This window comes from Streptomyces sp. NBC_00457 (assembly GCF_036014015.1).
Lineage (GTDB): Bacteria > Actinomycetota > Actinomycetes > Streptomycetales > Streptomycetaceae > Streptomyces.
In genome coordinates, this window is the sequence record NZ_CP107905.1 from 762,053 (window position 1) to 774,606 (window position 12,554).

Here is a 12,554-nt window from a genome sequence, read left to right on the forward strand (position 1 = left end):
CCGGGCACCGTGCGTCAGGTGCCCGGCTTGCGGCCGTACACGAAGACGTCGTCGCCCTTCTTCAGCAGCGACCAGTACTTCTTGGCGACGGTCTTGGTCATGTTGACGCAGCCGTGCGAGCCGGGCGGGTTCCACATGCTGACGCCGGCGGAGTGGAAGGCCTGGCCGCCGTCGAAGAACTGGGCGTAGGGCATGGGGACGTCGTAGATGGTCGACACGTGGTCGATGTTCCGCCAGTAGATCTTCTTCAGGCCGGTGCGGGTCTCGTAGCCGTTGCGACCGGTGCGGACCGGCACCGGACCGTAGACGAGCTTCTTGCCGTCCTGGATCCAGCTCAGCTGGAGGGAGAGGTTCACACAGGCGATGCGGCCCTTGTTCACCGGGCACTTGCCGGCCTTGTTGGGGTTGTTGCCGACGGCCTTCTGCTTGTTCATCAAGTCCATCACGCCCCAGGTGACGGGACCCGCGTAGCCGATGTTCGGCGTGATGCCGTGCTTGGTCTGGAAGTTCTGGATGGCCTTGCAGTCGGCGGCGGACTGCTTGCCGTCGACCGGGCGGCCGAGGAACTTCTCCACCTGCTTCTGATACGGGCCGGTCTGTGTGGTGCAGCTCGCGGCCTGCGCGGGCGTGGCGCCCAGCGCGATCGTGAGCGGTGCCACCAGTCCGGTGATCCCGAGTGCGACGGCTCCCCGTCTGCGTATGTCCCCCATGGCCTGGCCCTTCATACGAATGTGCGTGTCGTTTGCCACCAGCTAGACCGGCGTCGGGCGGATTCGGTTGTGGTGGGCCACGCACCGCGACAAAACGGTGACATTCCGCGTGTGGGCGGATTCGGGGCCAGTCACCCCGGATTGGACCGCGCCCTGCTGTCCTGCCCCGCCTACGCTGCGTTCATGCAGCGCGCACTCGCCGAGGACCTCGCCCGGCTTCCCGAACTCCTGCAGTCCGTCCGTGACCTGGCCGCCCGGGAGCTGGCGGGGATGGCCGAGCGTCCGGTCGTACGCCTGGGCAAGGCACCCGACCGCGCGCACCTCCCGGCCGACGGGGTCGGCGCCCAGGCGGCTCTTACGCGGTTCGCCGAGCGGTGGGCGCCGGGTATGTCCGGTTCGGCGGGCCCGCGCTATCTCGGGTTCGTGACGGGCGGGGCGACGCCGGCCGCGCTCGCCGGGGACTGGCTGACGAGCACGTACGACCAGAACGCGATCAATGCCGCCGACTCGTGGGCGACCGCCCTGGAACGGGAGACGGTGAGCTGGCTCAGGGAGCTGTTCGGGCTGAGCCAGGCGCACAGCGGCGCGTTCGTGACCGGTGCGACCGCGTCCAACCTGGTGGGACTCGCCGTCGCGAGGGAATGGCTCGGCGAGCGTGCCGGTGTCTCCGTGGCCCGGGACGGCGTCGGGGCGCTCGGCCCCGTCGAGGTGCTGTCCGGCAGCGCGCACTCCACCGTCCTCAAGGCGCTGTCCGTCCTCGGCATCGGCCGGGACCGGCTGCGTCCGGTGCCGCTCCTGCCCGGCAACCGCGAGGCCGTGGACGTCGACCGGCTCGCCGACGCGCTCGAAGCACTGGACGGGCGTCCGGCGATCGTCGTGGCCAACGCCGGCACCGTGAACACCGTCGACTTCGACGACCTGCGGGCCGTCGCCGCGCTCAAGGAGCGGTACGACTTCTGGCTCCACGTCGATGCCGCGTTCGGCGGTTTCGCCGCCCTCTCCCCCGCGTACGCCCATCTCGTCGACGGTCTCGACGCCGCCGACTCGGTCTGCGTCGACCTGCACAAGTGGCTCAACGTGCCCTACGACGCGGCCGTCCAGTTCACCCGCCGCCAGGACCTCCAGGTCAGGGTCTTCCACAACGCGTCCCAGTACATCGGACTGCCCACCCAGGACCCCGACTTCCTCCATCTCACCCCGGAGAGCTCACGCCGGCTGCGCGCCCTGCCGGCGTGGTTCTCCCTGATGGCATACGGCCGTGAGGGGCACCGCGAGATCGTCGAGCGCACCGTCGCCCTCGCCCGCGACCTCGGTGACCGCCTCGCCGACCTGGACGGCCTCCAACTCCTCGCGCCCGTCCGCCTCAACGTCGTCTGCTTCACCCTGACCGACGAGCCGACCCGCGAGCGGGTGAACGCCCTGGCGCAGGCGGTCACCGAGTCGGGCGAGGCATTCCTGACGCCGACCGTGTACAGGGGAACTCCCGGCCTGCGGGCCGCGTTCTCCAACTGGCGCACGTCCGAGGCGGATGTGGACAGGATCGTGGACGCGATTAGCTCGGCGTTCAGCAGCGCCCCGTAAGGGGCGCGGGGCTGTATCGATGTGCGGCTCCGCCGCGTGGGCGCGACCAGCCACGACGGCGCCGCAGACGACAAACAACCCAGCGCAGCGCTCACACGTCTCCGGGTCGCCGAATCACCGTACGGAACCCGGTGTTGACAGCCGTGATCCCCCCGTCGACGGCCAGAGTCGTACCGGTGATCCACGCCGCGTCGCGGGACGCGAGAAAGGCGACGGCCGCAGCGATGTCCTCCGGTTCGCCGACACGACCCAGGGGATACAGCGGCCGCACCGCGTCGAGTTCGTCGTCCCGGCCCTCCCAGGCGGACGTACGCACCGTGCCCGGCATCACCAGGTTGACGCGGACTCCGCGCGGCGCGGCGTGCCCGGCGAGCGTGCGGGTCAGAGAGGCGAGGCCCGCCTTGGCGGCGCTGTAGGCGTGGTTGCCGAAGTCGTAGGCGCCGTTGACCGAGCCGATGCTGACGATCGCGCCGCGCCCGGAGGCGGCCAGGTGAGGCAGGGCGGCGCGGCAGCAGCGGTAGGCGCCGGTCAGGGTGATGTCGATGTCGCGGTCCCACGCCTCGTCCGGGCCGTCCTCGAAGAGGGTGGTGTCGGCGGTGCAGCAGGCGGCGCTGTTGACCAGGACATCGAGGGACTCGAAGGACTCGACGGCGTGCGCGACGGCCGCCTCCACCGAGGCGCGGTCCGCGACATCGCACACCAACGCCTCGGCGGTCAGGCCCACTTCACGCAGCGCCGACGCCGTCTTGTCCGCTTCCGGCCCGTCCCTGTCGGTGACGAGTACGCGTGCGCCCTCCTCGGCGAGCCTCCGGGAGACGGCCGCACCGATACCCCGGGCCGCGCCGGTGACGAGGACTCCGTAGCCTTGGAAGCGTGTTGTGTGCGTCATGAACCAGAACCTAAGCGCTTCGGTGGAGTTGCGCGGGTCATTTACCGCCAGGCCGGTGGGGACTGGTCGCGCCCACGCGGCGGAGCCGCATATCGATACAGCCCCGCGCCCCTTTGAACCTGTTTGCGAACGGCGGATCTCTCGCTGGAAATTGCTGCGCGAGTTCGTTGAGACCGCCCAGCGGGCCGAGCAGCACACACCGAGCTCGCCCAACAGGCATCTGACGCGAGCCACGTTCGTCCGCGCCCGCGTGCGATGTGGCATGTGCCCGTCCGGCAGTCAGCGCGCGACGCTGCGCATCAGTCCCTCAAGGTCGCGTTCGCCGGCCGGTGTTTGTGCCCCGTCCCGCAGGCCCCCGCTGATCAGATGCTGAGCGGCCGGCAGACTGAACGTAGAAGCCCAAGCGTCGTTCTCACGGAGGAGTCCTTCCGTGAAGTCATCGGCGGGCAGCGAGTGCTTGGCTGCTTCGATGACACCGTCGGGCAGCGCGGCGATGTTACGGGCGATACGGTCGACGTACTCGTCGAGTTCGTCGACCGGCAGGGCCCGGTTGATCCATCCGTAGGACGCCGCGGTCTCGGCATCGAACAAGTCGGCGGTGAGGATCACTTCCAGTGCGCGGTTGCGGCCCATGCGGTCCCGGAGGTACTGCGTTCCGCCTCCGCCGGGGATGATGCCCATGAGTGCTTCGATCTGACCGAGTCCAGCGGTCTCGGTGGCGGCGAATGCCATGTCCGCTGCGGCCACGAATTCCGCTCCGCCTCCGCGGGCCTTCCCGGCGAGCTTCACGATGGTCACCTGGGGCTGGTGGCGGATCAGTTCACCGATCGCCTGGAACACGTTGACGTCCGCCGGCGCGGATGCGGCGAGTTCCTGGAGGACGTCCATCTCTTCCCCGACGTGCATGTCCACGTGAGCAATGAAGAATTCCGGGTCGGCGCTCGAGAAGACGATCACGCGGACGGAAGGATCGTCCTTGAGGCCCGTCAGCACCGTCCGCAGCTCACGCATCATCGTCGTTCCGAGCGCGTTCACCGGGGGATTGTCGAGGACGATCCGGGCGACGCCGTGTTCGCTGCTCAGGCGCAGGGTCGAGTAGGCATCGTTCGTCATGAGGTTCTCCATTGGTTACCGCTAGGCATGTAGGTTTGCAATGCATACCTACCGTCAGCGACGGCGCCCAGCTGGTCAAGAACGCACTTTGGGAGCACCTAGGATCATGAAGGACACCGATCTGCACAGCGTTGACGCCGAAACACGGACGGTTTTCCGGGCGGACTGCCCCAGCCGACCGATCCTCGACCAGATAGCGGACAAGTGGTCGATGATGGTGATGGCGCTGCTGGAGCGGCCCACCCGGTTCAATGAACTGAAGCGAGGTCTGGAGGGCATCACGCAACGTGTCCTCACCCAGACACTGCGCCGTCTCGAGCGCAACGGCATGATTCAGCGCACAGTGCTGGCGACCTCACCGGTCGGCGTCGAGTACTCGCTCACACCCCTGGGCGAGTCCCTGCGCAAGCCGTTCGGCCAGCTCTACGACTGGACCGTCGAGCACAGCGGAGAGATCCAGAACTGCCAGCGAGCGTACGACACCAGGGCTGGCGCTTAACCGCGGCACATCGGCCTGGCCCGGCGAGTCCCGCCGCAGCGCCTCCCATCTTGTTTTGGGGTAACGCCCTCCTGCCCTTCTCACTCTCCGCGCGCGGATCATGGGTGAGCTAACCTGCCCGCATGCGTGGACAGTTCACCGGCTGGCCGGAGCAGGCCATGGACGTGTTGTGGCAGCTCCAGGGCGAACCGGCCCACGCGACCCGCGAGCGCTGCCGCACGGACCGCGAACGCCTGGTCCGGCAGCCAATGATCGCCCTGCTCAACGAGGTCGCGGACACCGACCCCCGGTACGAGGACTTCTCGGTCTGGCACTACCGCACCGACTCCTGGTGGTGGCAGAACCAGGTCGCGGTGATCCGGCTCGGCCGCAAGATCGAGATCGGTCTTCGGTTCTCCCTGGACGGCCTGCGGATCTCGGGCGCCTGGTGGTACCCCGATCCCGGCCAGGTGGACACGTTCCGCAAAGCCGTGGCCTCCGAGAGGAGCGGCCGTGAACTGTCCGCCATCGTCGAGGACGTGCGAAAGAAGGGGTACGACATCTCCGGGGACGTGATGAAACGCCCCCCGCGCGGCTATCCGACGGACCACTCCCGTACGGACCTGCTGCGCCACCGTTCGCTGATCGCCGCCCGCCCCCTCGGCTGCGGGGAGTGGCTGCACACCCCCGAGGCGGTCGACCGGGTCCTCGCGGCCGCCGCCGACCTGGACGCCCTGCTGATGTGGCTGGTCCGCCACGTGAAGCGTGCCGCCTGAAGGGGCGCAGCCGTACCGAGCGGCGAGCAGCGCCTGATCTCACCCGCAGCCGGTGCCCTCACCGATAACCGGTCACGTCCGCCGGTTTCCCCGCGTCCTGGACCTCGACCAGGTACCGCCACGCGTCCGGGCGGCTGCCGTCGAGGTCGGTGAAGCCGTAGACCTGGGCGAGGCCGCCGCTGGAGAGGGACTCGCCGTTGAAGCGGGCGACGTCGGGGTCGTCGGCGAGGGCGGCGACGGCGCGGCCGACGTAGCGCGGGGTCTCCGAGATGGCGAAGTGGGGCACAATCTCGAGGGCGTCGCGCCAGTTCTCCTCGCGTACCTCGAAGTTGTCGAGCATCATCTCCGAGCGCAGCCAGCCCGGGGTGAGGGCCACCGCGGTGGCGCCGCGCGGGCCGAGTTCGTGGCCGAGGGCGAAGGCCATGCGCAGGACGGACGACTTGGCGAGGTCGTAGAAGAAGCTGACGCGGTAGTTGTCGCGGTTGTACTCGGCGGTGCCGTCGGTCATCTCGACCACCAGGCCGCCGGGGTGGCGCAGCAGCAGCGGCAGGGCGTGGTGGCTGGTGATCGCGTGTGTCTCGACGGCGAGCCTGAGCAGCCTGAGACCGTTGTCGAGGTCGTGCTCCCAGAGCGGGCTGTCCCACGCGAAGAGCTTCTCGCCGCCCCAGATATCGTTGACCAGGATGTCGAGGCGGCCCTGCTCGTCGGCGATACGGTCCACGAGGGTGCGGACCTGTGCCGGGTCGAGGTGATCGGTGGGTACGGCGATGCCGTGGCCGCCGACCTCGGTGACCAGGTCGGCGGTGTCCTCGATGGTCTCCGGGCGGTCGTACTCCGAGCGCTTTTCGCGGGTCGTGCGGCCGGTGACGTAGACGGTCGCGCCGGCCGCCCCGAGTTCCACGGCGATACCGCGTCCGGCTCCCCGTGACGCTCCGGCGACCAGCGCGACCTTGCCCTGCAGTGGCTGTGACATGTCCGACCTCCCGTGTGACCGTCTCTGATACGAGGGTGACGGGTAAGCCGGACATCTTCTGTCGTGTTTTTCAGGCTCTCATCCGGCCGGGTTGTCAGACGCTCAGCCAGTCGGGCGCAGCCGCTCGTCCAACTCGTCGTAGCCGGGCAGGAACCAGAGCTGGTGGCCCTGATTGCTCTCGTACACGAAGTCCCGCAGGGCCTGACTGTCGGCGACGTGCTGTGAGATGTCCCCGACGACGGCCAGGCGCAGCCGGTACTGGGCGAACTTCTGCACGATCGCGCCCGCGATCCCCGAGCGCAGCTGGAAGAATTCGTCCGATACACGCTCCGCGGGGACCGCGACCAGTTGAGCCTCGCGCCACCCGGCGTCGCCGATGAGGTCCAGCGCCGCGCGCTCGCCGTCGAGCGGCGGGCCGTCGGGGGCGCAGCGCAGGAGGGTGACGCCGTGCAGGGTCACGATCTCGTCGGCGGGCGATACGGCGTCAGTGGCCACGGGCGATCCATTCCTCCAGGTGGGGGGATTCCGCCCCGATGGTCGTCGAGTCGCCGTGTCCGGTGAGGACTTTGGTGTCCGGCGGCAGGGTGAGCAGGCGGTCCCTGATCGAGGTGACGATCGTCGGGAAGTGGGAGTAGGAGCGGCCGGTGGCACCCGGGCCGCCCTGGAAGAGGGTGTCGCCGGTGAAGACGGTGCCGAGGCCCCGGTCGTAGAGGCAGACCGCGCCGGGCGCGTGCCCGGGGGTGTGCAGCACGGTCAGGTCGGCGCCCGCGGCCTCGATCACCTGCCCGTCGGTGAGATGGGCGTCGGGGTCGCGGTCGGGGTGGGTGAGCTTCCACAGCGGCAGGTCGTCGGGGTGCAGCCAGATGGTGGCTCCGGTGCGGTCGGCGAGGGCGGGAGCGGCGTCGATGTGGTCGTTGTGGGCGTGGGTGCAGACGATCGCGGTCAGCCGGCGGTCGCCGACGGCTTCGGCGATGGCGTCGGCGTCATGGGCGGCGTCGATGACGATGGCTTCGTGGTCGTCGCCGATGATCCACACGTTGTTGTCGACGTCCCAGGTGCCGCCGTCGAGGGTGAACTGCCCTGAGGTGACGAGGCGTTCGATGCGGGCGGCCATCAGAGCACCACCACCGAGCGCAGGACGTCGCCGTGGTGCATCCGCTCGAAGGCCTTCTCCACCTCGTCGAGTTGGATCGTCTCGGTCACGAACGCCTCCAGGTCCAGGCGGCCCTGCAGATGCAGGTCGATCAGCATGGGGAAGTCGCGGGAAGGCAGGCAGTCGCCGTACCAGGAGGATTTGAGCGCGCCGCCGCGTCCGAAGACGTCCAGCAGCGGCAGTTCGAGCTTCATCTCGGGGGTGGGGACGCCGACGAGGACGACCGTGCCGGCGAGGTCGCGGGCGTAGAAGGCCTGCTGGTACGTCTCCGGGCGGCCGACCGCCTCGATGACGACGTCGGCGCCGAAGCCGCCGGTCAGCTCGCGGATCGCCTCGACGGGGTCGGTCTCCTTGGAGTTGACCGTGTGGGTGGCGCCCATCGAGCGGGCCTTCTCCAGCTTCCGCTGGTCGATGTCCACGGCGATGATCTTCGCGGCGCCTGCCAGGTTCGACCCGGCGATCGCCGCGTCCCCGACGCCGCCGCAGCCGATGACCGCGACCGTGTCGCCGCGCCCGACGTTGCCGGTGTTGATGGCGGCACCGATGCCCGCCATCACCCCGCAGCCGAGCAGCCCGGCCACGGCCGCCGAGACCGCCGGGTCGACCTTGGTGCACTGTCCGGCGGCGACGAGCGTCTTCTCGGCGAAGGCGCCGATGCCGAGAGCCGGGGACAGCTCCTGTCCGGTCGAGGCGAGGGTCATCTTCTGGCCGGCGTTGTGGGTGTCGAAGCAGTACCAGGGCCGGCCGCGCAGACAGGCCCGGCACTGGCCGCACACCGCACGCCAGTTGAGGATGACGAAGTCGCCGGGGGCGACGTCCGTGACGCCCGCGCCGACCGCCTCCACGACGCCCGCGGCCTCATGGCCGAGCAGGAAGGGGAACTCGTCGTTGATGCCGCCCTGCTTGTAGTGCAGGTCGGTGTGGCAGACCCCGCAGGCCTGGACCTGGACGACGGCCTCTCCCGGACCCGGGTCGGGTACGACGATCGTCTCCACCCTGACGGGCTCGTCCTTGCCCGGTGCGATCACGCCGCGCACTTCCTGCGCCATGGTGGGCCCCTTTCACCAACGATGTCCTGGCCGAACGATGTCCTGACCAGTCGACACTACGTGCGACTGATCAGTAACGTCACCCGCCGGATCAAGTCACAGGTGCCTCTACGCGAGCGACAGGAACAGCTTCTCCAGCCGGGCCTTCATCTGCGCCGGGCTCTCGCCGTCGCGCTCCCCCTGGGCCGGATCGGTGAGGCACTGCTGCAGCCCGGTCGCGATGATCGCGAATCCGGCCCGGTCGAGTGCGCGGGATGCCGCGGCGAGCTGGGTGACGACGTCCTCGCAGTCACGGCCCTCCTCGATCATCTTGATCACTCCGGAGATCTGCCCCTGCGCCCGCTTCAGCCGGTTCAGCACCGACTTGAGCTCGTCACCTTCGAACTGCAGCTCCACGATCACTCCCTCTGCATACCCTTAGGGGTATTTTACCTCAGGGTCCGCGCCGCCCCGGAAACCCGTTCGGATCCGGTCGTCCGGGCCGTAGCCTGAAGACTCCGCCCGACTCCCAAGGAGCGCCGTGAGCATCGCAGCGACGAAGAGCAGTACGCCCACGTGGCGGCTCCTTCTCGGTTACGTCAGACCCCACCGCTGGGCCCTGCTGGCGGGCGCCGTGCTCTCTCTCGTCACCGGCGCCACCGGACTGCTGCTGCCGCTGGTGGCACGGGAGTTGATCGACGACCTCTCGCACGACCGGACCATCACCGGCGCGCTCCTCGTCATGTCGGGTCTGGTGGTCGCCAACGCGGCGGTGGGCGCGCTGGGCGGGTATGTGCTGCGGCGCACCGCCGAGTCGGTGGTGCTCGGCGCGCGGCGCGCGCTGTCGTCGTATCTGCTGCGGCTGCGGATCGCGGCCGTGGACCGCAGCGAGCCGGGCGACCTGATGGCCCGGATCACCTCCGACACCACCCTGCTGCGTGAGGTCACCACCGACTCGCTGGTGGGCATCGGCACGGGAGGGCTCACGCTCGTCGCGACGATCGTGATGATGGGCCTGGTCGATCCGGTCCTGCTCGGCGTCACCGTGGCCGTGATCTTCGGCGCGGGCACGATCCTCGGCGTGATCGTGCCGCGCATCAACCGGGCGAGCAAGCAGGCGCAGGACGCGGTCGGCGTCATGGGCGCCTCGCTGGAGCGAATCCTCGGCGCGCTGCGCACGGTGAAGGCGTCCGGCGCGGAGCACCGCGAGGAGCAGACACTGCACTCGGCGGCCGAGGAGTCCTGGCGGCAGAGCGTGCGGGCCGCCAAGTGGTCGGCGGCGGCGGGCAATACGGCCGGTCTCGCGATGCAGATCGCGTTCATCACCGTCCTCGCGGTGGGCGGGGCACGGGTCGCGACCGGCGCGGTCGACGTCGGCACCCTGGTGGCGTTTCTGCTGTACGTCTTCTATCTGATGTCGCCGATCCAGCAGGTCGTCGGCGCGATCACCCAGTACCAGACGGGCGCCGCGGCCCTCGCCCGTATCCAGGAGGCGCTGGCGCTGCCCGCCGAACCGGCGGCCCTGCCCGCCCCCCTGCCCTCGCCCGGCTCACAGCCGGCCGCGCTCGCCTTCACCGACGTCCGTTTCCGGTACGCCGACGACCTGCCGTACGTCCATCACGGAGTGACGTTCGAGGTGCCCGCGCAGGGCATGACGGCGTTCGTCGGGCCGTCCGGCGCCGGCAAGACCACCGTCTTCTCGCTCATCGAGCGGTTCTACGACCCCGAGTCCGGCGTGATCACCGTCGACGGCCGGGATCTGGCGGACTGGGAGCTGGCCCAGCTGCGGTCCGCGATCGGCTACGTCGAGCAGGACGCGCCGGTCCTGTCGGGCTCGCTGCGGGAGAACCTGCTGCTGGGGAACCCGGACGCGGACGAGGCGGCCCTGGCGCGGGTGCTGAAGACGACCCGTCTGGACGGCATGGTGGACAGGCTGCCGGGCGGCCTGGAGACGCTCGTCGGGCATCGCGGCACCAAGCTGTCCGGCGGTGAACGTCAACGGGTCGCCATCGCCCGTGCCCTGCTGCGCCGCCCCCGGTTGCTGCTCCTGGACGAGGCGACGTCGCAGCTGGACGCGGTGAACGAAGCGGCGCTGCGGGACACCGTCGCCGATGTCGCCCGTACGACGACGGTGCTCGTGGTCGCCCACCGGCTGTCGACGGTGACGATGGCCGACCGGATCGTCGTCATGGACGCGGGCAAGGTGCGCGCGGTGGGCACGCACCGCGAACTCGTGGCCGCCGACCCGCTGTACGCGGAGCTGGCGGCCACGCAGTTCCTGGCGACGGCCGGCTGACCGGTCCGGTCAGAAGGGGTAGTGGGCCTGCTGGGTGGCGATGGTCACCCAGCGGGTGTTGGAGAAGGCCTCGATGCCCCAGCGACCGCCGAACCGCCCGTATCCGGAGGCCTTGGCACCGCCGAAGGGAGCGTGCGGTTCGTCGGCCACCGACTGGTCGTTGACGTGCACGATCCCGGTCCGGATCCGGCGGGCGACGGCCAGCCCGTGAGTGGCGTTCTCGGTGATGATGCCGCAGGTCAGGCCGTTCTCCGTGTCGTTGGCGAGAGTGACGGCGGTGGCGTCGTCGGCGAACGACTCGACCACGCACACCGGCCCGAACGCCTCGGCGTGGTAGAGGTCGGCTTCCTTCGGCACCTCGGTGAGGACGGTCGCCGGGTGCACCGCCCCCTCCGGCTCCCCGCCGCCGACGAGGACCTTGGCTCCCTTGGCCACGGCGTCCCGTACCAGTCCGGCCACGCGCTGCGCGGACGACGCGGCCACCAGCGGGCCGACCACGGTGTGCGGGTCGCCCGGGTCACCGGACTGCAGGGAGGCGACCTTCGTGGTGAAGCGCTCGGTGAACTCCTCGGCGAGCGACTCGTGGACGAGGATGCGGTCGCCGGACATGCAGATCTGGCCGGCGTTCATGAACACGCTGAAGACGGCCGCGTTGACGGCGTAGTCCACGTCCGCGTCGTCCAGCACGATCACCGCGTTCTTGCCGCCCAACTCCAGGACAGCGGGCTTGAGATGGCGGGCCGCGTGCTCGCCGATGATCCGGCCCACGGGGGTCGAGCCGGTGAAGTTCACGCCTCGCACCCGCGCGTCCGCGACCAGCGCCTCGGCGACCTCGGCGGCGTCCTCACGGGCGTTGGTGACGACGTTCAGCACACCGTCCGGGAGTCCCGCCTCGCGCAGGACGTCGGCGATCAGCAGTCCGCAGGCGATCGGCGCGTCCTCGCTCGGCTTGACCACCACGGTGTTGCCCGCCGCGAGCGGCGCCGCGACGGCCCGTACGCCAAGGATGACAGGCGCGTTCCACGGCGCGAACGCGGCGACCACGCCCAGCGGTTCACGCACCGCCAGCCCCAGCGCGCCCTGCGCCTGGGCGTTCAGCACCTCACCGCGCGGCGCGGTGACGGCGGCCGCCGCCTCGCGCAGCATGTTCGCCGCGAGGGCCACGTTGAAGTACGCCCACGGGCGGGTGCCGCCGGCCTCGTTCGCCATCAGCTCGGCGACCTGATCGCCCCGGGCGTCCAGCAGGTCGGCCGCCTTCAGGAAGATCGCCCGGCGCGCGAAGGGCGCGAGGGCCGCCCATTCCTCGAACGCCGCGTCGGCGGCGTCCACGGCCCGGCGCACGTCCTCGGGTCCGGCCGCGGCGACCGTCGCGTACACCTCCCCCGTATACGGATTGACGTCCTCCGTGGTGCGGCCGGAGGCGGCGGGCACGTCCTTGCCGCCGATGAACAGTTCACGCGTGATGGGCATGGCGCCGACCTTTGTGTTCGCCGTGTGAAAGTTGATCCACTCTACCGCGCATGCTGCGAGCCGACTGCGGCTATGTCAAGGGTCTCA

Annotated in this window: 13 protein-coding genes; 4 read left to right on the top strand and 9 right to left on the bottom strand. The window is 69.9% G+C overall.

Going from position 1 to position 12,554, the window contains the following annotated elements:
* Positions 1–14: 14 nt before the first annotated feature.
* Positions 15–710 carry a L,D-transpeptidase family protein gene (locus OG828_RS03595; protein WP_328371558.1) on the bottom strand — a complete coding sequence of 232 codons (696 nt, stop codon included), beginning with the start codon at positions 708–710 and terminating at the stop codon, positions 15–17.
* 183 nt (positions 711–893) lie between these two features.
* Between OG828_RS03595 and OG828_RS03600 the strand changes: the two genes are divergently transcribed.
* Positions 894–2,291 (top strand): pyridoxal phosphate-dependent decarboxylase family protein, encoded by a 1,398-nt coding sequence (locus OG828_RS03600; protein ID WP_328500061.1) that lies wholly within the window; start codon positions 894–896, stop codon positions 2,289–2,291.
* Between the two features lie 91 nt (positions 2,292–2,382).
* On the opposite strand, the gene OG828_RS03605 is transcribed toward OG828_RS03600, so the two are convergent.
* Together OG828_RS03605 and OG828_RS03610 are read right to left on the bottom strand one after the other, a co-directional pair.
* Entirely contained in the window at positions 2,383–3,180 is a 798-nt protein-coding gene (locus OG828_RS03605; RefSeq protein ID WP_328500062.1) for an SDR family NAD(P)-dependent oxidoreductase, read from the bottom strand.
* Between the two features lie 279 nt (positions 3,181–3,459).
* Entirely contained in the window at positions 3,460–4,293 is an 834-nt protein-coding gene (locus OG828_RS03610) for an enoyl-CoA hydratase/isomerase family protein (RefSeq protein ID WP_328500063.1), read from the bottom strand.
* 106 nt (positions 4,294–4,399) lie between these two features.
* Here OG828_RS03610 and OG828_RS03615 point away from each other — a divergent pair, with 106 nt between their 5' ends.
* Positions 4,400–4,792: a winged helix-turn-helix transcriptional regulator gene (locus OG828_RS03615; RefSeq protein WP_328350071.1), complete on the top strand. Its 393-nt coding sequence runs from the start codon at positions 4,400–4,402 to the stop codon at positions 4,790–4,792.
* A gap of 122 nt (positions 4,793–4,914) precedes the next feature.
* Complete coding sequence (locus OG828_RS03620; RefSeq protein WP_328500064.1) at positions 4,915–5,547, top strand: DUF2461 family protein; 633 nt, start codon at positions 4,915–4,917, stop codon at positions 5,545–5,547.
* Positions 5,548–5,605: 58 nt separating this feature from the next.
* Here OG828_RS03620 and OG828_RS03625 read toward each other — a convergent pair whose 3' ends face one another.
* From OG828_RS03625 to OG828_RS03645, 5 genes are all read right to left on the bottom strand, one after another.
* Positions 5,606–6,520 carry an SDR family oxidoreductase gene (locus OG828_RS03625; protein WP_328500065.1) on the bottom strand — a complete coding sequence of 305 codons (915 nt, stop codon included), beginning with the start codon at positions 6,518–6,520 and terminating at the stop codon, positions 5,606–5,608.
* 102 nt (positions 6,521–6,622) lie between these two features.
* The gene (locus OG828_RS03630; protein WP_328500066.1) at positions 6,623–7,015 is read right to left on the bottom strand and encodes a DUF4180 domain-containing protein; all 393 of its coding nucleotides are present in this window, start codon (positions 7,013–7,015) and stop codon (positions 6,623–6,625) included.
* Positions 7,005–7,634, bottom strand: a complete 630-nt coding sequence (locus OG828_RS03635) for an MBL fold metallo-hydrolase (protein WP_328350079.1) — start codon at positions 7,632–7,634, stop codon at positions 7,005–7,007. Before OG828_RS03635 ends, OG828_RS03630 begins: the two co-directional genes overlap by 11 nt.
* Positions 7,634–8,722 (bottom strand): S-(hydroxymethyl)mycothiol dehydrogenase, encoded by a 1,089-nt coding sequence (locus OG828_RS03640; protein WP_328436571.1) that lies wholly within the window; start codon positions 8,720–8,722, stop codon positions 7,634–7,636. The genes OG828_RS03635 and OG828_RS03640 overlap by 1 nt, the downstream gene beginning before the upstream one ends.
* Before the next feature lie 108 nt (positions 8,723–8,830).
* Complete coding sequence (locus tag OG828_RS03645; protein WP_210570145.1) at positions 8,831–9,118, bottom strand: metal-sensitive transcriptional regulator; 288 nt, start codon at positions 9,116–9,118, stop codon at positions 8,831–8,833.
* Between the two features lie 124 nt (positions 9,119–9,242).
* On the opposite strand from OG828_RS03645, the gene OG828_RS03650 reads away from it, so the two are divergent.
* Positions 9,243–10,997, top strand: coding sequence for an ABC transporter ATP-binding protein (locus OG828_RS03650; RefSeq protein WP_328500067.1), 1,755 nt, complete (start codon positions 9,243–9,245; stop codon positions 10,995–10,997).
* Between the two features lie 9 nt (positions 10,998–11,006).
* On the opposite strand, the gene OG828_RS03655 is transcribed toward OG828_RS03650, so the two are convergent.
* Complete coding sequence (locus OG828_RS03655) at positions 11,007–12,467, bottom strand: aldehyde dehydrogenase family protein (RefSeq protein ID WP_328500068.1); 1,461 nt, start codon at positions 12,465–12,467, stop codon at positions 11,007–11,009.
* Between the last annotated feature and the right edge of the window lie 87 nt (positions 12,468–12,554).